The following is a 20,502-nucleotide window of genomic DNA, read 5'->3' as shown; positions in this document are numbered from 1 at the left end:
GCATCCTCTAATCAGGCAGATGGGGCAACTCTGCGGTTGCCTGCAATCAATGGGCGAACGGGCACCTGGCCACCGGATGAAGTCCGGCGACAGCACAGCGGTCTGGCTGGTTGGCGCGCTACAGGCGAGCGTGCTGATTGGCGGCGCGACGCAGGGTGCGCTTGCGTGGAACGGGCGGGGGGCGGTGCGACGGGCTATCCATCATGCGTTCTCCCAGAACCAGATGTGGATAAGTGACGGCTGTCCTTGTGCCCTGTCAGTGAAGACAGCGCTGGAATCGAAGTCAAGGCAACGCCTTAGAACTGTATGAAATGTGATCAATTGCTGTTTGGACTATACGGGCCGGGGCTTACAGGGTTTGGCAAACAAGTTATCCACATAGCCACCCACAGCAAATGGGGGTAACTGTGGATGAACGGGAAAATAACTCACTGATTTGTGAAGAAAAATCGTGAATTATCCAGAAGCACGGTTTGCGAGAGGCATTGGCTGTTTTTTGATCACAACTCTGTAAGCCACGGTTTTAATGGGCTGTAGAGGATGGCGAACACCTTATCCACAGAAGCGCCAACAGAGATCGGGGGTAACTTTATCGACGCTGTGGAAAAGCACTGGAGGCTGTGTGAAATCGAGGTTTGCGCGGTAGTTTTCCATGGAAACAGATGAATTGACTGTTTTTTGATCAAATCTTTGAAAGCCACGGTCTGTATGGGTCTCAGCGGATAGCGAACATCTTATCCACAGAAGCGCCAACAGAGATTGGGGGCAACTTGCTCAGTTATCCAAGAGAAAAAGCCCTGAAAATCCGTGACTTAGGCTGGTTGTTTTTTGATCGCAGCGCTGTAAGGCTTGATTGGCGTGGGGTGCAGGCAAAGGCAAACACGTTATCCACAGATCCGCCAACAGGGATTGTGGGTAAACAGCTACCCTCACCCCAGCCCTCTCCCAGAGGGAGAGGGAGCCGACCGAATCGCCTATTTGAAATCCATTGACCTGAACGAACATTGCGATCTCAGGCTTGCCCAAGCCAAGGTCACCGCGCAATCGCAGGTCGATGTAATTAGCCAATACCACTCGGTCGGTCCCCTCTCCCTCTGGGAGAGGGCTAGGGTGAGGGGCTTTTCAGCGAACAACACCTTCTTCAATCAGCAACTTGAGAATCGCCTCGGCGCCAGCCTGCGCGGTAACTCCCTTGAGCACCTGCCCCCCGCCCCCACTGGCCTTGGCCGTCGCGGCCTTCATCCGGTCCGCCCCACTTTTGGCCTTGATCACCTTCAAGCGTTTCGGCCGTGGCTTGGCCGGTTGCAAAGTGGCGACCGCGAGCAACTCATCGTCCACCACTTCGACGTCTTCAGCCTGCAAGACCCCGCGTCGCGCCGGACCATAAGCACTCTGCCTAGGCTTCGGCGCGGCGTTATCCACAGTCGCCAGAAACGGCAGTTTCACCTTCAACCGGCGCCGCTGTCCGCGCGGCAAGGCTTGCAGCACCAACGCCGAGCCGTCGTTGATCGACTCAACCTGCGCCAGCCCGACCACCAATGGCCAGCCCAAACCTTCGGCGAGCAGAAACGGCAACATCCCCGAGCCTTCGCCGGTCTCGGCTTGGCTACCGGTCAGCACCACCTGTGCACCGGCATCGCGCAGATACGCGGTCAGCGCCGGCAGCGCATCGGCGCCAGCGGGTTGCTCCAGCACGTGCATCTGCTCAAGCCCCATGCCCAGATAGGCGCGCAATGCTGGCTCCGCGACATCCCCGGCATGCAGCACTTGCAGGTTATCCCCCGCCAGTTGCAGGCCGAGTTCCACGGCGCGCGCATCCTGGTCGGCGCGGCGTGGCCTGCCGGAAGTCGGGTGGGCGCCGATGGAAACCAGACTGATAATCTTCGTATTCATAGCGTTTCCTTAAGCCGCATCGCGCTTGGCTTCGTTGCGGTAAGCCGCGACCGCTTCGATCAACGCCTGCAGAATCTCTGCGCTCTCGCCAATCACCGAGAGGTCGGCACGCTTGATCATGTCGCACCCCGCATCGAGGTTGATCGCCACCACCTTGTCGCAGGCACCAATGCCTTGCAGGTGCTGGATCGCGCCAGAGATACCCACAGCCACGTAAACCCGCGCGGTGACCCAGGTGCCGGACGCGCCGACCTGGCGATCACGCGCCATAAAGCCATCGTCCACCGCCACCCGCGACGCGCCTTCGGTAGCACCGAGTGCCGCCGCCGTTTCGTGGAACAGCGCCCAGTCCTTGACGCCGTTACCGCCGGAGAAAATGAACTCCGCTTCGGCCATCGGAATCGCTGCCGGGTCGACCGCCACGGCGCCGAGATCTTCGATCCGCGACAGGCTGCGCACGACACTTGTGGATAACTCCACCGGCAACGCTTCATGACGGGTTTCGCTGACCGGTTCTGCACATTCGGCCGCCGCCAGAATCAACCGTGCAACCGGTCGCGCCAGGTCTTGCAGTCCCGCACCGGCACGGCCGATGCATTCCTGATCCTTGACCTGCCAGACCCGCGTGGCCGGGCGCTCGCCCAGTGCGGCGGCAAAGCGTCGACCCAGTTCACCGCCACCGCTGCGACTGTCCGGCAATAGCCAGTGACGTGGGTTGAACTGGTTATCCACAGCGCGCAAACCTTGCACTCGCTGTTCCGGTACATAACCGCTGAACTGTTCGCCTTCGAGCACCAGCAAGCGATCCACGCCTGCGGTGGCGAAAGCGTTTTCCTTATGCTCGCCAAAGACCACCGCCAATACCGCGCCGTCCTGGCCGGCGAGTTGATGAGCAAGGCCAAGCAAGTCACGGTCGTGGCTGCTCAGGCGGCCGCCGACCATGTCCGGCACCACGCTGATGTAGAACGCCGGGGCTGGCACTTGATGCAGCGGCAGTTGCACTTCCACAGCAGCCGAACGCTTGACCGCCCCGCCCTGTTGCGCGCCGCTGCGGTCGATACGCTTGATGCCGTTCGGGCCGATAAAACCGATGCCGTGCAGGTTCTTGCGGATGACGCCATTCGGCCCCATCCAGCTGTGTTGCGCCGGTTGCATCGCCGCGTGCAGCGGATGCAGGCGGTTACGGGCAATCCATTCGGCGCGCGGGTCGCGGCGGATAATGTCGCTCATCAGTGGGCCTCCGCAGGTTCACGTTTGGCCGGAGTGGCAGGCTTGCTCGGCGCGGCGTCTTCGAGCAGCGCGTCGGCCACCAGTTCGGCGATGTCCTTGATCAGCGGACGCGGTTCGACCACACCTTCGAGCATCGCCGTGCATTGTGGACAACCCACGGCCACCAGTTCGGCACCGGTCTCGCGGATGTCTTCCATGCGCATGTCGGGAATCCGCTGTTTGCCCGGAATGTCAGTGATCGGCGCCCCGCCGCCACCGCCGCAGCAGCGCGAGCGGAAGCCGGAACGTTGCATCTCTTTCACTTCAATACCGAGCGCACGCAACACTTCACGCGGCGCTTCGTACTCGCCGTTGTAGCGGCCGAGGTAGCACGGATCGTGATAGGTCACGCTGTTGCCTTTGTGCTGCCCGAGGTTCAGCGCGCCGGCCTGAATGATTTCTGCCATGTAGGTGCTGTGGTGCTGCACCAGGTAGTTGCCGTCGAACGCGCCGTACTCGTTTTTCAGCACATGGAAACTGTGCGGATCGCAAGTGACGATGCGGTTGAAGCTGTATTTGGCCAGGGTCTGGATATTGCGTTTGGCGAGCAGCTGGAAGGTTGCTTCATCGCCAAGACGCCGGGCGACGTCACCGCTGTCTCGTTCTTCGAGGCCGAGCACGGCGAAGTCGATTTTCGCCGCTTTCAGCACTTTGACGAAGGCGCGCAGGGTGCGCTGGTTGCGCATGTCGAACGCACCGTCGCCGACCCAGAACAGCACGTCGGTAGATTTCTTTTCGCTGAGCAGATTGAGGTTCAGATCCGCCGCCCAGTTCATCCGACCGCCCGGTGCAAAACCGCCAGGGTTGTCGGTGGCGATCAGATTTTCGAGTACTTCGGCGCCCTTGTTCGGCGTCGCGCCTTTTTCCAGGGTCAGGTGCCGACGCATGTCGACGATGGCGTCGACGTGCTCGATCATCATCGGGCATTCCTCGACGCAGGCGCGGCAGGTGGTGCACGACCACAGGGTTTCGGCGTCGACCAGACCGTTGACGATCGGCTGATGCGGATTGCCTGAGTGTTCGCCGATGGGTTTGCCAGGATAAGGACTGCCGGCGAACTTGGCATCAGTGCCGCCAGCGAGGCCGACGACCATGTCCTGAATCAGTTTTTTCGGGTTCAGCGGCTGGCCGGCGGCGAAAGCCGGGCACGCCGCTTCGCATTTGCCGCACTGCACGCAGGCATCGAAACCGAGCAACTGGTTCCAGGTGAAATCCTTGGGTTTTTCCACCCCCAGTGGTGCGTTCGGATCGTTCAGATCCAGCGGTTTCAAACCGGTGGAACGACCGCCGCCAAAGCGCTCGGCGCGACGGTGCCAGGCCAAGTGCAAGGCACCGGCAAAGGCGTGCTTCATTGGCCCGCCCCAGGTCATGCCGAAGAACAGTTCCGACACGCCCCACAGCACACCAATCCCAAGGATGACCGCGAGTATCCAGCCGCCAAAGTTCTCCGGCAGAATCCCGGCCACCGGTAAGGTCAGCAGGAAGAACGACGCCGAGAACGCCAGCAGGCTTTTCGGCAGGCGCATCCACGGGCCTTTCGACAGCCGCGCCGGCGGGTTGCGCCGACGCAGATAAACGAAGATCGCACCAACGAACATCACCGCCGTCATCAGTAGCAAGGCGTAACCGAGTATGCGGTTATGCAGGCCGAAACCGTGCACCAGCAACGCCAGCACAATCGACGCCACCGCACCGCCCGCTGTAGCGACGTGGGTGTTGGCGATGTATTTATCCCGCGCTACTACGTGGTGCAAATCGACCATGTAACGCTTGGGCATGGCCAACAGGCCGCCGATCAGATCGACCTTCGAGGCCCGGCCCCGGCGCCACATCGCTACCCGCCGCAGCGCGCCGAGGACACCAAGGCCGATAGCTGCGAACAACAGGATTGGAAGAAGGGTGTTCAACATGGTGAAGCTCCCACCAGTACAACCTGGAGAAACACGGCGTTCAATGATCGTTCCCACGCTCTGCGTGGGAATGCATCCCGGGACGCTCCGCGTCCCAAAGCGGACGCGGAGCGTCCATTGCGGCATTCCCACGCGGAGCGTGGGAACGATCGTTCGCGAGGCTTAGAAGTCTTTGCAAAGCCGCAGGGCGTCATAGATCGCGGCGTGCGTGTTGCGCTGCGCCACGCAGTCGCCGATGCGGAACAGCAAGTAGCCGTCGCCGGTGGTGCTCAGCGAAGGTTGTGGCTGGATCGCGAACAACGCTTCAACGTCGATCTGGCCCTTGTTGCGCGAACCCTCTTTGAGCGCGTAGTAGATTTCCTCATCCGGACGCACGCCGTTTTCCACCACCACCTGATCGACCACCCGCTCCTCTTTGGCGCCGGTGTATTCGTTCTCCAACACTGCCACGAGTTTGTCGCCCTCGCGGTAAACCTTCTCGAGCATCATGTCGCCGGTCATGATCACTTCTTTCGGGTACATGCTGCGGTAGTAGGTCGGGAACGACGTTCCGCCGATGGCCACGCCCGGTTTGATGTCGTCGGTGACGATCTCGACCTGGCTGCCTTTGTCGGCGAGGAAGTCGGCAACCGACATCCCGGTGAACTCGCAAATGGTGTCGTAGACCAGCACGTTCTTGCCCGGCGCAACCTTGCCGTCGAGCACGTCCCAACTGCTGACCACCAGCCCTTCGGCGGCGCCCCAGTGTTCGTTCTGTTCCAGATACGGATGCCCGCCGACCGCCAGCACTACTACGTCCGGACGCAAGTCCATGATGGTGTCGGCATCGGCCGCCGTGCCCAGACGCAGATCGACTTTCAGCCGCGCCAGTTCCAGCTGGAACCAGCGGGTAATACCGGCGATCTGGTCACGCTGCGGCGCTTTCGAGGCGGTCGTTATTTGCCCGCCGATGAATTCCTTCTTCTCGAACAGGGTCACGTCGTGGCCACGTTCGGCGGCGACGCGGGCCGCTTCCATCCCGGCAGGGCCGGCACCGACGATCACCACTTTGCGTTTCGGCCCGGTGGATTTCTCGATGATGTGCGGCACGCCCATGTATTCACGGGACGTCGCGGCGTTCTGGATGCACAGCACGTCGAGGCCTTGATACTGACGGTCGATGCAATAGTTGGCGCCGACGCATTGCTTGATCTGGTCGATCTGGCCCATCTTGATCTTGGCGATCAGGTGTGGGTCAGCAATGTGCGCGCGGGTCATGCCGACCATGTCGACGTAACCGCCTTCAAGAATGCGCGTGGCCTGGTTCGGGTCCTTGATGTTCTGTGCGTGCAGCACCGGCACTTTGACCACTTCCTTGATCCCGGCGGCCAGATGCAGGAACGGCTCCGGTGGATAACTCATGTTCGGAATCACGTTGGCCAGGGTGTTGTGAGTGTCACAACCCGAGCCGACCACACCGATAAAGTCGAGCATGCCGGTGTCGTCGTAATACTTGGCGATCTGCTTCATGTCCTCGTGGGACAAGCCGTCCGGGTGGAACTCGTCACCGCACAGACGCATGCCCACGCAGAAGTCGTCACCGACCTCGGCGCGCACAGCCTTCAGCACTTCCAGACCGAACTTCATCCGGCCTTCAAAGGTGCCGCCCCATTCGTCGGTACGCTTGTTGACGCGCGGGCTCCAGAACTGGTCGATCATGTGCTGGTGCACCGCCGACAGTTCAACGCCGTCAAGACCACCGGCCTTGGCCCGGCGCGCGGCCTGGGCGTAGTTGCCGATGACCCGCCAGATTTCTTCCGGCTCGATGGTTTTGCAGGTGGCGCGGTGTACCGGTTCACGGATGCCTGACGGCGACATCAGGGTCGGCCAGTTGAAGCCGTCCCAGCGCGAGCGACGGCCCATGTGGGTAATCTGAATCATGATCTTGGCGCCATGCTTGTGCATGGCGTCGGCCAGATTCTGGAAGTGCGGAATGATCCGGTCGGTGGACAAGTTCACCGAGCTCCACCATTCCTGCGGGCTGTCGACGGCCACCACGGAGGAACCACCACAGATCGCCAGGCCGATGCCGCCCTTGGCTTTCTCTTCGTAATACTTGACGTAGCGGTCGGTGGTCATGCCACCGTCCGTCGCGTAGACCTCGGCGTGCGCGGTGCTGAGCACGCGGTTGCGGATGGTCAGTTTGCCGATCTGGATCGGCTGGAACATTGCTTCGAAAGCCATGGCGGGTTCCTCGACTTACAACGGCTTGACGGTGAACAGGCCGTCGTCGTGGCCTTCTTCGGAGCCACCGTAGACTTGCTCGGCGACGGTGCGAATCTTGCTGCCGCGTGCTTCAAGAATCTGATCCATGGCCCCGGCAAACCAACCGGTGAACATGTAGTCGACCTTGCGTCCGACCTTGCCGTAGACGTAGACGAACGCCGAGTGTTCGAGCTTGACGCTGGCAGTGCCTTTGTCGAGGTCGATGTCCTGAATCTTGAACAGGCCCCAACCACGTTGCGACAGGCGCTTCATGTAGTGCTCGAACACCGCGACGCCTTCCAGGCCGTGGCATTCGGCTTCTTTCTCGCACCAGTGCCAGGCGGATTTGTAGCCGGCCTTGTAGAGGATCTCGGCATAGGCGTCAGCACCCAAAACTTCCTCGATGCCCATGTGGTTATTCACGAAGAAGTGACGCGGCACGTAGAGCATTGGCAGGGCGTCGGAGGTCCAGACACCGGTCTCGCTGTCGACTTCAATTGGCAATTGCGGGGCGATCTTGGCCATGGAAACTTAACTCCAGAAAAAATAGTGGATTCAGTGCTCACCGCTGCCCTCACCCCAGCCCTCTCCCACAGGAGAGGGGGCAGTTCGGCGGCGGTCTTGAGTCAGCGTTACTCGCCCCAGACGTCTTTCAGGACGTTGACCCAGTTCTCGCCCATGATCTTGCGTACCACGCGCTCGGAGTGGCCGCGCTTGAGCAGGGTTTCGGTCAGGTTCGGGAACTCGCCGACGGTGCGGATGCCCAGCGGGTTGATGATCTTGCCGAAGCTGGTCAGGCGGCGGGCGTAGCCCTTGTCGTGAGTCAGGTATTCAAAGAAGTCCTGGCCGTGACCCTGGGTGAAGTCGGTGCCGATGCCGATGGCGTCTTCGCCGACAATGTTCATCACGTATTCGATCGCTTCGGCGTAGTCGTCGATGGTCGAATCGATGCCCTTTGCGAGAAACGGCGCAAACATGGTCACGCCGACAAAACCGCCGTGGTCGGCAATGAACTTCAGTTCTGCATCGGACTTGTTGCGCGGGTGCTCTTTGAGCCCCGACGGCAGGCAGTGGGAATAGCAGACCGGTTTTTTCGATTCGAGGATGACTTCTTCCGAGGTCTTGGAACCGACGTGGGACAGGTCGCACATGACGCCAACGCGGTTCATCTCGGCAACGATTTCGCGACCGAAACCCGACAGGCCGCCGTCACGCTCGTAGCAACCGGTGCCCACCAGATTCTGGGTGTTGTAGCACATCTGCACGATGCCGACGCCGAGCTGCTTGAACACCTCGACATAGCCGATCTGGTCTTCAAACGCGTGGGCATTCTGGAAGCCGAAGAGGATGCCGGTTTTGCCCTGCTCCTTGGCTTTGCGAATGTCGGCGGTGGTGCGCACCGGCATCACCAGGTCGCTGTTGTCGCGGATCAGCTTCTGACTGGCGGCAATATTGTTCACGGTCGCCTGAAAGCCTTCCCACACCGACACCGTGCAGTTGGCTGCCGTCAGACCGCCCTTGCGCATGTCTTCGAACAGCTCGCGGTTCCATTTGGCAATGATCAGACCGTCGATAACGATGCTGTCGGCGTGTAATTCGGCTGGGCTCATCAGGCGTCCCCTTATTGGCGATTCATGCGCCGAATCGTCTGCCGGCGCTTTGGGGCCAGCATATGCCTCGGTGCCGGGGCGACCGGGTGCAAAAACGACAGGGGAATTGCCGAAAGCGTCAATCCGCGACAAAGGGTCGCCCGACGCTCCGATCAGCTACCTGTTCAAGCCCGCCAGCTTGAGCCAGAATCTTGCGCATCTTGGATACACCACTGGATTAGAGCGGCGACAACAATGAAATCGATCTTCCTGGCTTTGGCACTGATGGCGACCGGCGTACACGCCGCTGAAGAGTCCGACAACAATCCGTGCGACGCCGTCGAAAACGACGTCCAGACCCTGGAATGCTCGACCTACAGCCGCAGTACTGCTGAAGACCTGCTCAAGGACAACTACGCCAGCCTCAACGAGCGCATGCAGATGGCGTATGGCAAGAACCCTACGCAATTGGCGGATATCACCGCCAAACTCAAAACCGCACAGCAGCAGTGGCTGAAGACGCGGGATGCGGATTGCGCGGTGGAGGCGTTCCCGGCGACGGCGGGCAGCAAGGCGTTCACAATTGCGCAGAATGACTGCATAGCGCGGATGAGTGATGAACGGTCGGAGTTTTTGGAGTCGATAGGCCAAGAGTAAATCGCCCGTACGCCATTCAATGCTGATCGAACAAGCTATACAACAGCCAGCGGAGGTCGGCTTGGCCAGTCCTGCCACCAGTTTGACTCAAACAATTATTTGACGGGAAATCGATGAAAGGGAATTTCACAAAAAACAATCACTATGTTCCTCAGTGGCTGCAGAAGAGATTTATCAACTACCCACAAAACACCAAACTTCATTATCTAGATTTAAACCCAGGATTTAATACACAAAAAGACGGAAGAAAAACCCCAAAAAGGGAACTCGAACACTTCGGAACAAAAAAAGCATTCAAGAAGGAGCATTTATACACACTTTATTTTGGAGAGAACTCGACCGACATAGTAGAAAAGAAATTTTTCGGCGATGTAGACAGAAAGGGAGAGCAAACAATTTCAAGCATCTCACATCCTGAATCGTTAGAAAACACAACGGAAAGTTTTTTAGATTTTGTGAAATTCATGTGTGCCCAACTCTTCAGAACACCAAAGATGCTGGAGATCTTTGACAATAAAAAAGCAATGAATCATCAATTCAAAATCGGAGCCATGGGAGTTTCATACGAGTTATTCCTGAATAGTTGGACGGAAGGGATATGGGAAATAGTATCTTGCACTCAATCCCAAACAAAATTCATAATCTCTGACGCGCCTATCACGACTTACAATCGGAAAATATTTCCAAAATCTAATGAATGTACAATAGCGGGCCAAGCAATCATCGAAAGAGTTGGAACGCAGACGATATTCCCTCTTTGCATCGACAGATGCCTGATCATCACTCGTCCTGAATTAGTCAAAAATCCAGGTATGAACCCCCTAAAAATAAGATCATCGCCGAAGTACTACGAAAACAGCGTATTTGACACCAGCACTATTCAGTTCGGAAGAGAGGTCTCTGAAGAAGAAGTAATCGCAATAAACTTTATACTAAAAACAAATTCTAAAAAATATATCGGAGCGCTAGATAAAAACTGGCTTTTCCCTGAAGCAAACATCAAAACAACATTCTGGCCCTCTATCGGGGATTCTTTTTTCTTACAACCAGATCCAAGACTTATAAGCCTCAAAAAATTAAACGCCATGATTGATGCAAAACAGCCTCAAAAATCACAACAAAAAGAAAATGAAATTTTTTTTAAATCCAGGAGCCGCTGGGATGAGCGCGACATACGTGAAGGGCGCACTCCAAAAACACACGTAAATTTAAATACAGGGAACATCTCTACGCTAGTACCAGTAATGCACGACACAAATCTATATCACTTTTTGAGGACGCTTTCGGCTCGATAGGAGGGGCCCGAACAAACTTTGCACCATAATTTTTAGAGCATCGCCACAACGCACGAGACCACAGTGAGAAAACTGAAGCAGCGTTTGTCATTTCCGATACCCCTCTAGAGTTGTAAGCTGCAGTGCTTTAGCCAATTAAGGTACACACATGAACATCTGCGGAATCGAAATCAAAGGCAGTGAAGCGATCATCGCCGTGGCGTCCGTCAACGGTTCGGTGCTGAGCCATGTCGCTCTGAGCACCAAGAAAATTGCGCTGGACAATGACGACGACGCGGCCAACGTCAAAATATTCGCCGCGCAGGTAGCATCTTTTGTGCGGGAAAACGCCATTGATCGCATCGCGATCAAGAAGCGCAGCAAGAAGGGCGAATTTGCCGGCGGGCCGACCACGTTCAAGATCGAGGGCGTGTTTCAGTTGCTGGATGGCTGCGAGGTGACGCTGCTGTCTCCGCAGACGATCAATGCCCAGGCCAAGAAGCACAACTTTGAGCTGCCGGGAACGCTGAACAAGTATCAGCATGAGGCGTACAAGGCAGGTTGCGCGGCATTGGTGAAAAAAATCTAGGGATTGATCGGTAAAAATTAATATGCTCGTACCGAGACCGTATCTATTTACACTCACTATGACTGATGCATAGCGAAACAAATACAACAAGACCAAATTTACTTCACGCAAAAAAATCAGCACAATCACAAACATACTAAAACATTAAATAAAACATGACAAACAACACACTAGAAGCACTATTACAAACAAACCCCGAAGAGCGCGACTGTCAAAATTTTTTTGAGTCTAATGTTGGAGCCATCTGCGGAAGCGGGTACTTCATGGGCAACGCTGTTATACGAAAATTCCCACTTGGCACCGACTACGTAACTGACTTCTCATATGTTAACCCTCAGTCGGGACGGTGCTTTGTTTATCTGGTCGAGCTAGAAAGCCCGAGCAAATCCATCTTCACAAAAAACGATCAATTTACTCAAGATTTCAATCAAGCATTGCAACAAGTCAATGACTGGCTAATTTGGTGCTCCAAAAATAGAGAGTCACTAAATCAACAATTAGAACCCTTAAGACGAAAATCCGGGGACGCGATCACAATGTATGCCCCCCGAGGGATACTGATATACGGTCGAAGCGCCGAGATTAACAGCATCCAAAGACAGGATAGATGGACAGCCAAGACCGAAGAAAACCACCACATCCAAATAAGAACTTATGACGGATGGGCAAGAGAAAGAAAAGACTTTCTCACCGGCAGCAACTTTCCCGGCTATTTAGAATGTGTAGCCTATCAAAACAGAAGTTATAACAAAATCCGCTAACCCCCCCAAAAAATAAAAAAACAACTGTTAGCGGTAGTCTTTATTGACTTTCAATTACCAAAATATTCAACCTCTAATCTATAGGTATCGTACGTCGATCCTCCCGTGGACACCGGGCAAATTTCGCCCGGTAGCTGCGGGTGAAATACGAAGGTGATTCAAACCCGCAGGCGATGCTGACTTCGAGCACGCTCATGTCGGTCTGGCGCAGTAGCTGCCGGGCCTTTTCCAGTCGCAAGCGCAGATAGAAATTGCTCGGTGTATCGTTCAGGTGCAGCCGAAACAAGCGCTCCAATTGCCGTCGCGTCACTTTGATCGATTCTGCCAATTGCAACGTGGTCAGCGGCGGTTCGCTGTGTTGCTCCATCTCGCCGATCACTTGCACCAGTTTCTTGTTGTTGATCCCGTAACGCGTGGCGACTTCCATGCGTTGGTGGTCTTTGCGTGGACGAATGCGCCCCAGCACAAACTGCTCGCTGACCTGAATCGCCAGTTGCGGCCCGTGAGCCTGGGCGATCAGATCGAGCATTAAATCGATGGAAGCGGTGCCGCCCGCCGAAGTGATGCGCCGGCGGTCAATCTCGAAAAGCTCCTGGGTGACGCTGAGCTGTGGATAAGACTCCTTGAACGCGTCGATGGCTTCCCAGTGCAGGGTCAGACGATGGCCATCGAGCAGGCCCGCCTCGGCAAGGACGAAGCTGCCGGTGTCGATGGCGCCGAGGGTCACGCCGTCGTTATCCAGTCGGCGCAGCCAATGCTCCAGCGTAGGCGTGGCGAACTTCAGTGGTTCAAACCCGGCCACCACCAACAGCGTCGCGCCTTTCTTCAACGGCTCCAGTGCCGCGTCGGCGTTGACCGACATGCCATTGCTCGCCAGCACCGCCCCGCCATCCGCGCTGAGCACATGCCAGCGGTACAACTCGCCACGAAAGCGGTTGGCCACGCGTAGCGGTTCGATCGCGGAAATAAAGCCGATGGCGGAGAACCCCGGCATCAGCAAGAAGTAGAAATCCTGGGACATGTGCGCACTCGATTCGCGGGTAACGAGAGGGAGGGTAGCGTGGCTCGTTGATACGCCGATTGTCGTCGGCGTTCAAGCGTGCAGGTCGCTACAGTGCAAATGCCAGTCGCCGCAGTGCGCTTTCACGGGCGCATTGCTGCGTAACTTTGCATCACCGGCGCATCAGACGCCGGGAACCACAATAAACGACCTGCCGAGGAACCCGACATGAAACGACTGATCAGCAGCTGTGTTCTTGCACTCAGCGGTACCGCTTTCTTGAGCGCCAGCGTCATGGCAGCCGACCCGGCGTCGTGCCAGAACGTGCGCATGGGCGTGGTCAATTGGACCGACGTGATCGCCACCAGTGCCATGACCCAGGTCCTGCTCGACGGCCTCGGCTACAACACCAAACAAACCAGCGCGTCCCAGCAAATCATCTTCGCCGGGATCCGCGATCAGCGCCTGGACCTGTTCCTCGGTTACTGGAACCCGTTGATGACCCAGACCATCACCCCGTTCGTCGACGCCAACCAAGTCAAAGTCCTCGAAGCGCCGAGTCTGAAAGACGCCCGTGCGACCCTCGCCGTACCGACCTATCTGGCCGACAAAGGCCTGAAAACCTTCGCCGACATCGCCAAGTTTGAAAAAGAACTGGGCGGCAAGATCTACGGCATCGAGCCAGGCTCGGGTGCCAACACGCAGATCAAGGCAATGATCGCCAAGAACCAGTTCGGCCTCGGCAAATTTCAGCTGGTCGAATCCAGTGAGGCCGGCATGCTCGCCGCCGTCGATCGCGCCGTGCGCCGCAAAGAGGCCGTGGTGTTCTTCGGCTGGGCGCCACACCCGATGAACGTCAACGTGAAGATGACTTATTTGACCGGCAGCGACGACGCCCTCGGCCCGAACGAAGGCATGGCAACGGTGTGGACGGTCACGGCGCCAAAATACGCCGAGCAATGCCCAAACGTTGGCCGTCTGCTGACCAACCTGACGTTCACCGCCGAGGACGAGAGCCGGATGATGCAACCCTTGCTCGACCACAAGGACGCTTTCGAATCGGCCAGGCAATGGCTCAAGGATCACCCGGAAGACAAGCAGCGCTGGCTGGAAGGTGTGACCACGTTCGATGGCAAACCGGCCGCTGAAAACCTCCAGCTGACCAGCAAATAACCGCCACCCTCACCCTATCCCTCTCCCGTTGGGAGAGGGAACTGAACGACGCTTCGCAGCCCGAAAAGGGCTGCGGACAGACCCATCACGCCTGAAGGAAACCGCACCATGAACCACGACGTCATCATCACCTGCGCACTCACCGGTGCTGGCGACACGACCGCCAAGAGCCCGCACGTGCCGGTCACCCCGAAACAAATTGCAGCGGCAGCCGTTGAAGCGGCCAAGGCCGGCGCCACCGTTGTGCATTGTCATGTGCGCGATCCGCAGACCGGCAAGTTCAGCCGCGACGTGGCGCTGTACCGCGAAGTGATGGAGCGCATCCGCGAAGCCGACGTCGACATCATCGTCAACCTCACCGCCGGCATGGGCGGCGACCTGGAAATCGGTGCCGGCGAGAACCCGATGGAGTTCGGCCCGAACACCGATCTGGTCGGCCCGTTGACTCGTCTCGCCCACGTTGAAGCGCTGTTGCCGGAAATCTGCACCCTTGATTGCGGCACGCTGAACTTCGGTGATGGCGACACCATTTACGTCTCCACCCCGGCGCAACTGCGGGCCGGCGCCAAGCGTATTACCGAGTTGGGTGTGAAGGCTGAGCTGGAAATTTTCGATACCGGACATCTGTGGTTTGCCAAGCAGATGATCAAGGAAGGTTTGCTCGATAACCCGCTGTTTCAGCTGTGCCTGGGCATTCCATGGGGCGCGCCGGCGGATACCACGACGATGAAAGCCATGGTCGACAACCTGCCCGCCGATGCTGTGTGGGCCGGGTTTGGGATTGGCCGGATGCAGATGCCGATGGCGGCGCAAGCGGTGTTGCTTGGCGGCAACGTGCGGGTCGGGCTGGAAGACAACCTGTGGTTGGACAAAGGCGTGCTGGCGACCAATGGCCAATTAGTGGAGCGCGCCAGCGAAATCCTCAGCCGACTCGGTGCCCGCGTGCTCACCCCTGCCGAAGGCCGCAAGAAAATGGGCCTGACCCAGCGCGGCTGACCCTCAGCTCAAAGAATGGGCTCTGACTGCCCCCAATCTCACCTGTAGGAGCTGCCGAAGGCTGCGATCTTTTGATTTTGTTTTTCAAGGTCAAGATCAAAAGATCGTCCGATCGCGGCCCGAGCCTTCGGCAGCTCCTACAGGGATCACCTTACTCGGGAAAATCCCTATGAGCTTTATCACCGAAATCAAAACCTTCGCCGCGCTCGGCAGCGGTGTCATCGGCAGCGGTTGGGTTGCCCGCGCACTAGCCCACGGTCTGGATGTGGTGGCCTGGGACCCGGCACCCGGCGCCGAAGCGGCGCTGCGCAAACGCGTGGCCAACGCCTGGGGCGCACTGGAGAAAAACGGTCTGGCGCCGGGCGCTTCGCAGGATCGTCTGCGCTTTGTCGCGACCATCGAAGAGTGCGTGCGCGATGCCGATTTCATTCAGGAAAGCGCCCCGGAACGTCTCGAGTTGAAGCTCGATCTGCACAGCAAAATCAGTGCAGCGGCCAAGCCGAATGCGTTGATCGGTTCGAGTACGTCGGGCCTGCTGCCAAGTGAGTTCTACGAGAGTTCAACGCACCCTGAACGCTGCGTGGTCGGCCACCCGTTCAACCCGGTTTATTTGCTGCCGTTGGTCGAAGTGGTCGGAGGCAAAAACACTGCGCCGGAAGCTGTGCAAGCGGCGATGAAAGTCTACGAATCTCTCGGCATGCGTCCGTTGCACGTGCGCAAGGAAGTGCCAGGATTCATTGCCGATCGCTTGCTCGAAGCGCTGTGGCGTGAGGCATTGCACCTGGTTAACGACGGTGTCGCGACCACGGGCGAGATCGACGATGCGATCCGTTTTGGCGCTGGATTGCGCTGGTCGTTTATGGGCACGTTCCTGACTTATACGCTGGCCGGTGGTGATGCGGGCATGCGCCACTTCATGTCGCAGTTCGGCCCGGCGTTGCAGTTGCCGTGGACGTATTTGCCGGCGCCGGAACTGACTGACAAGTTGATTGATGATGTGGTTGATGGCACCAGCGATCAGCTTGGTCGCCACAGCATTTCGGCGCTGGAACGCTATCGAGATGATTGCTTGCTGGCGGTGCTTGAAGCGGTGAAGACCACAAAGGAAAAGCATGGGATGAGTTTCAGCGAATAGGCCGTTTAATGATCGTTCCCACGCTCTGCGTGGGAATGCAGCCCGGGACGCTCCGCGTCCCAGAAGCGTGACGCAGAGCGTCACAAGAGGCGTTCCCACGCAGAGCGTAGGAACGATCGCGTCAGGAGAACACATGCCCAACCTCACCACCTACCAAACCACAATCATCCCCGACTGGGTCGACTACAACGGCCACCTGCGTGACGCCTTCTACCTGCTGATTTTCAGCTACGCCACCGACGCTCTGATGGACCGTCTCGGCATGGACAGCAACAACCGCGACGCCAGCGGCCACTCACTGTTCACCCTCGAACTGCACCTCAATTACCTGCACGAAGTGAAGCTCGAAACCGAGGTTGAAGTGCGCACGCAAATCATCGGCCACGACAGCAAACGCCTGCACCTCTATCACAGCCTGCACAAGGTCGGTGATGCGCAGGAACTGGCCGGCAACGAACAAATGCTCTTGCATGTCGACCTCGCCGGCCCGCGCTCGGCGCTGTTCAGCCCGGACACCTTGAACCGTCTGCAAGACATCATCGCCGAGCAGGAAGACTTGCCTGCTCCCGCTTACATCGGCCGCGTTATCGCACTGCCACCTGCAAGGTAAATCCATCAATCGCTAGGAGCCGCCATGAACACCGCTGCCGCTGTTGCCGATTTCCGTACTTATCCGTTGATCAGCGCGCTCGGTGGCGTGCAGACCCTCGCGGATCGCGTTGCCATTGAATGGGCTGACGGTCGTGTCAGTCCGTTCCACCATGTCTGGTTGCGGGATAACTGCCCGTGTCAGCAGTGTGTCTACAGCGTCACCCGCGAGCAGGTTTTCGAGATTGTCGATGTGGCTGATGATCTGAAACCAGCGGCCGCGCATATCGACACCGATGGCTGCCTGCGCATCGACTGGCAGGACGGTCACCTCAGCCGTTTCGATCCTGGCTGGTTGCGCGCGCATGCCTACGATGATGAATCCCGCGCCGAACGTCTGGCCGCCAAGCCCAAGCCCTTTCTTTGGCGTAGCGATCTGCAGTTGCCAGTGTTCGAATACGCGGCACTGATGAACGACAACGCTGCCCTGCTGCAATGGCTGCTCGCCGTACGCGACATCGGCCTGACGCAAGTGCGCGGCGTGCCTACCGAGCCCGGTTCACTGAGGCTCATCGCGCAACGTATTTCCTTCATTCGTGAGAGCAACTTCGGCGTGCTGTTCAACGTGCAGTCCAAGGCCGATGCCGACAGCAATGCCTATACCGCTTTCAATTTGCCGTTGCACACCGATCTGCCCACCCGCGAGCTGCAACCGGGGCTGCAATTTCTGCATTGTCTGGTGAATGACGCCGAGGGTGGCGAGAGTATTTTTGTCGACGGATTTGCGATTGCCGATGCGTTGCGCAGTGAGGACCCGGCAGCGTTTCAGGCGCTGTGTGACATCCCCGTGGAGTTTCGCAACAAGGATCGTCATAGCGACTATCGCGGTCTGGCGCCGATCATTGCTTTGGATGCGTTGGGGCGCGTGGCGGAAATCCGCATGGCAAACTTTCTGCGCGGAGCGTTCGATACGTCGGTAGAGCAGATGCCACGGTTGTATCGGGCTTATCGACGCTTTATCGCGATGACCCGTGAGCCACGGTTTCGGCTGATGCAGCGGCTCAACCCCGGTGAGCTGTGGTGCTTCGATAACCGCCGCACGTTGCATGCGCGCAATGCCTTCGATCCAGCCACGGGGGCGCGACATTTCCAGGGTTGTTATGTCGACCGGGATGAGTTGTTGTCGCGGATTCTGGTGTTGCAGCGTTAGACCGCGTCATCGTTCATCGCGAGCAGGCTCACTCCCACAGGGGAATGCATTTCAACTGTAGGAGTGAGCCTGCTCGCGATGGCGTCAAATCAATCACCACCACACTATCTGATTCACAGCAAAAAAAAGCCCCGATACCAGCCGTGACTGGATCGGGGCTCAAGCTACTGTTGAGGAGCTGCCGTGCGAGGGTGACCAAACCTTCGTGTTGCAAGCTGAGTTCAGTGTGCCCACTCCCTTGAGCGGCAAGTTAGCCGAAAACGACCTGTTCATAGCCGTCGCAGCCACTGCGACAAAACGCCCTTGCCGTGCCCCGGCGTGGCTACCAGAATCGAGCCACGACCTCCGTTATTGAAGAAGGATGCGCGTCATGATGTATGCCGATTTGATCGATCAGGAAGATTTGTTGGGCCAGCTCAAGGCATTGGGTATTCAAGTACCCAGTGGTACTACCGCCGATCAGGCTTGCGAGTGCGCGGTGCGCGGTCTGGATAACGTTCGCGCGTTTGAACTGCGCAAGATGGTCAAGGACATGTACACCAGCGGCGCCAGCATCCAGCCAGCGGTGCGTCAGGCGATCGACAAGCAGTTGTTGCCGGCACTGGCGGACTTCCAGCAAAGCCATAGCGCCTGACGTTGCTCACCTGATCATTCCCACGCTCTGCGTGGGAATGCCTCAACGGACGCTCCGCGTTCGGCCTTTTGGGACGCAGAGCGTCCCGGGCTGCGTTCCCACGCCGAGCGTGGGAACGATCCTTATCAGAGCCTTACGCTGGCAAACGTCGACTCATTACGCGCCTGACTCAACGCCGACATCGGCCCCGACAGCGGCGACATTACAATCGCCTGCGGCAGTGGCAGCATCGCCACTTGCTGGGTGGTGTTGGAGCCTACGCGCTCGTCACGCGGCGGAATGCCGAAGTATTCGCGGTAGCACTTGGAGAAGTGCGGCGTGGAGACGAATCCACACACCGACGCCACTTCGATGATCGACATCGGCGTCTGCTTGAGCAGTTGCCGGGCGCGGATCAGACGCAGCTTCAAGTAATAACGCGACGGCGAGCAGTGCAGGTACTTCTGGAACAGCCGCTCCAGCTGTCGACGCGACACGGCGACATAAACCGCCAGTTCGTCGAGATCGATCGGCTCTTCGAGGTTGGCTTCCATCAGCGCAACGATTTCCTGCAATTTCGGCTGATTGGTGCCGAGCATGTGCTTGAGCGGCACGCGCTGGTGGTCCTGTTCGTTGCGGATGCGTTCGTAGACGAACATTTCCGAGATCGCGGCGGACAGTTCACGACCGTGATCGCGGCTGATCAGGTGCAACATCATGTCCAGCGGCGCGGTGCCACCGGAGCTGGTGAAACGGTTACGGTCGAGGGTGAACAGACGCGTGCTCATGGCCACGCGCGGAAAAGCTTCCTGCATCGCCGCCAGACATTCCCAGTGCACGCTGCAATCGAAACCGTCGAGCAGGCCAGCGCAGGCCAATGCCCAACTGCCGGTGCACACGGCGCCAAGACGCTTGGACTGGCGTGCCTGGCTTTGCAGCCACGAGACGTGTTCACGGGTCACGGTGCGTTGAATACCGATGCCGCCGCAGACAATCACGGTGTCCAGTGGCGGGGCTTTGTGCATGGAGGCATCGGGAGTGATTTGCAGACCGTCACTGGCCCACACCTGGCCGCCATCGACGGTGAGGGTGCTCCAGCGATACAGCTCGCGACCGGACAATTGGTTGGCCATGCGCAGTGGCTCTACTGCGGAGGCCAGGGAAATCAGCGTGAAATTGTCCAGCAGCAGAAAGCCGATGGATTGAGGCGCACGGTTCTGGGGTTGGGCCCCGGAGTTGAACGACGTCATCGCGGTATCTCCTCACACAAAGCAGGTGATGGCCTCAGGCGGAGGCTCTTGTTATTGCCAGCGTTCTCGCGTGGGAGACGGGCTTTGTTATGACAGAGCAATTGCCATGCCTAAAATTGGATGGCCGTTCAATAACTCCTGAAAACGACGTCGCGACGTGTCTATACGAGACGTCCGACGAGAGGTGTTTCGAAGTGCCATTAGTGTTGCCGAGCGCCCTGCCCCCAGGGGTGTGAGCAAATCGGTAGCACTTGTGGGAACTGGCCTGCGCGCAGTTTGTGAGGAGTGTCACCGCAGGCACGGGTGACGGACGGTAGGGGGTGCTGAATGCATGTAACAGCTGGGAAAGAC

At 58.0% G+C, this 20,502-nt stretch carries 18 protein-coding genes; 10 read left to right on the top strand and 8 right to left on the bottom strand.

Going from position 1 to position 20,502, the window contains the following annotated elements:
* Window positions 1–1,122: 1,122 nt before the first annotated feature.
* From etfB to ACWR1S_RS11935, 6 genes are all read right to left on the bottom strand, one after another.
* Window positions 1,123–1,893: an electron transfer flavoprotein subunit beta gene (gene etfB, locus ACWR1S_RS11960; protein ID WP_454563624.1), complete on the bottom strand. Its 771-nt coding sequence runs from the start codon at window positions 1,891–1,893 to the stop codon at window positions 1,123–1,125.
* 9 nt (window positions 1,894–1,902) lie between these two features.
* Window positions 1,903–3,123, bottom strand: coding sequence for an electron transfer flavoprotein subunit alpha (gene etfA, locus ACWR1S_RS11955; protein ID WP_454563623.1), 1,221 nt, complete (start codon window positions 3,121–3,123; stop codon window positions 1,903–1,905).
* Window positions 3,123–5,072: a dimethylglycine demethylation protein DgcB gene (gene dgcB, locus ACWR1S_RS11950; RefSeq protein WP_454563622.1), complete on the bottom strand. Its 1,950-nt coding sequence runs from the start codon at window positions 5,070–5,072 to the stop codon at window positions 3,123–3,125. The genes etfA and dgcB overlap by 1 nt, the downstream gene beginning before the upstream one ends.
* Before the next feature lie 162 nt (window positions 5,073–5,234).
* Window positions 5,235–7,295, bottom strand: coding sequence for a dimethylglycine demethylation protein DgcA (gene dgcA, locus ACWR1S_RS11945; protein WP_454563621.1), 2,061 nt, complete (start codon window positions 7,293–7,295; stop codon window positions 5,235–5,237).
* 15 nt (window positions 7,296–7,310) lie between these two features.
* On the bottom strand, window positions 7,311–7,841 hold the full coding sequence (locus ACWR1S_RS11940) for a DUF5943 domain-containing protein (protein ID WP_005792152.1): 531 nt from the start codon (window positions 7,839–7,841) through the stop codon (window positions 7,311–7,313).
* Window positions 7,842–7,948: 107 nt separating this feature from the next.
* Entirely contained in the window at window positions 7,949–8,926 is a 978-nt protein-coding gene (locus ACWR1S_RS11935; protein WP_454563620.1) for a dipeptidase, read from the bottom strand.
* Window positions 8,927–9,160: 234 nt separating this feature from the next.
* Between ACWR1S_RS11935 and ACWR1S_RS11930 the strand changes: the two genes are divergently transcribed.
* The 4 genes from ACWR1S_RS11930 to ACWR1S_RS11915 all read left to right on the top strand — a co-directional run bounded on the left by ACWR1S_RS11930 (window position 9,161) and on the right by ACWR1S_RS11915 (window position 12,186).
* Window positions 9,161–9,562 carry a lysozyme inhibitor LprI family protein gene (locus tag ACWR1S_RS11930; RefSeq protein WP_454563619.1) on the top strand — a complete coding sequence of 134 codons (402 nt, stop codon included), beginning with the start codon at window positions 9,161–9,163 and terminating at the stop codon, window positions 9,560–9,562.
* A 113-nt stretch (window positions 9,563–9,675) separates the two neighbouring features.
* Window positions 9,676–10,857 carry a DUF4238 domain-containing protein gene (locus tag ACWR1S_RS11925; RefSeq protein ID WP_454563618.1) on the top strand — a complete coding sequence of 394 codons (1,182 nt, stop codon included), beginning with the start codon at window positions 9,676–9,678 and terminating at the stop codon, window positions 10,855–10,857.
* A 148-nt stretch (window positions 10,858–11,005) separates the two neighbouring features.
* Window positions 11,006–11,425 (top strand): DUF3010 family protein, encoded by a 420-nt coding sequence (locus ACWR1S_RS11920; protein ID WP_454563617.1) that lies wholly within the window; start codon window positions 11,006–11,008, stop codon window positions 11,423–11,425.
* Window positions 11,426–11,580: 155 nt separating this feature from the next.
* On the top strand, window positions 11,581–12,186 hold the full coding sequence (locus ACWR1S_RS11915; protein WP_454563616.1) for a Shedu immune nuclease family protein: 606 nt from the start codon (window positions 11,581–11,583) through the stop codon (window positions 12,184–12,186).
* Window positions 12,187–12,259: 73 nt separating this feature from the next.
* On the opposite strand, the gene ACWR1S_RS11910 is transcribed toward ACWR1S_RS11915, so the two are convergent.
* Window positions 12,260–13,207 (bottom strand): GlxA family transcriptional regulator, encoded by a 948-nt coding sequence (locus tag ACWR1S_RS11910; protein ID WP_454563615.1) that lies wholly within the window; start codon window positions 13,205–13,207, stop codon window positions 12,260–12,262.
* Between the two features lie 207 nt (window positions 13,208–13,414).
* On the opposite strand from ACWR1S_RS11910, the gene ACWR1S_RS11905 reads away from it, so the two are divergent.
* From ACWR1S_RS11905 to ACWR1S_RS11880, 6 genes are all read left to right on the top strand, one after another.
* Window positions 13,415–14,359 carry a choline ABC transporter substrate-binding protein gene (locus ACWR1S_RS11905; protein WP_277759640.1) on the top strand — a complete coding sequence of 315 codons (945 nt, stop codon included), beginning with the start codon at window positions 13,415–13,417 and terminating at the stop codon, window positions 14,357–14,359.
* Between the two features lie 108 nt (window positions 14,360–14,467).
* The gene (locus ACWR1S_RS11900; RefSeq protein WP_008083182.1) at window positions 14,468–15,355 is read left to right on the top strand and encodes a BKACE family enzyme; all 888 of its coding nucleotides are present in this window, start codon (window positions 14,468–14,470) and stop codon (window positions 15,353–15,355) included.
* A 169-nt stretch (window positions 15,356–15,524) separates the two neighbouring features.
* Window positions 15,525–16,490 (top strand): L-carnitine dehydrogenase, encoded by a 966-nt coding sequence (locus tag ACWR1S_RS11895; RefSeq protein WP_011336297.1) that lies wholly within the window; start codon window positions 15,525–15,527, stop codon window positions 16,488–16,490.
* 133 nt (window positions 16,491–16,623) lie between these two features.
* Window positions 16,624–17,100, top strand: coding sequence for a thioesterase family protein (locus ACWR1S_RS11890; protein ID WP_454563614.1), 477 nt, complete (start codon window positions 16,624–16,626; stop codon window positions 17,098–17,100).
* A gap of 24 nt (window positions 17,101–17,124) precedes the next feature.
* Window positions 17,125–18,288, top strand: coding sequence for a gamma-butyrobetaine dioxygenase (locus tag ACWR1S_RS11885; protein ID WP_454563613.1), 1,164 nt, complete (start codon window positions 17,125–17,127; stop codon window positions 18,286–18,288).
* A 370-nt stretch (window positions 18,289–18,658) separates the two neighbouring features.
* Complete coding sequence (locus tag ACWR1S_RS11880; RefSeq protein ID WP_095112758.1) at window positions 18,659–18,922, top strand: hypothetical protein; 264 nt, start codon at window positions 18,659–18,661, stop codon at window positions 18,920–18,922.
* Window positions 18,923–19,047: 125 nt separating this feature from the next.
* On the opposite strand, the gene gbdR is transcribed toward ACWR1S_RS11880, so the two are convergent.
* Window positions 19,048–20,151, bottom strand: coding sequence for a choline metabolism transcriptional regulator GbdR (gbdR, locus tag ACWR1S_RS11875; protein WP_007949927.1), 1,104 nt, complete (start codon window positions 20,149–20,151; stop codon window positions 19,048–19,050).
* Between the last annotated feature and the right edge of the window lie 351 nt (window positions 20,152–20,502).

The sequence above is a fragment of the Pseudomonas sp. AIG genome (assembly GCF_977020205.1).
Note: the sequence above shows the minus strand (reverse complement) of the source record. Positions and strands in the feature narration are given on the sequence as shown.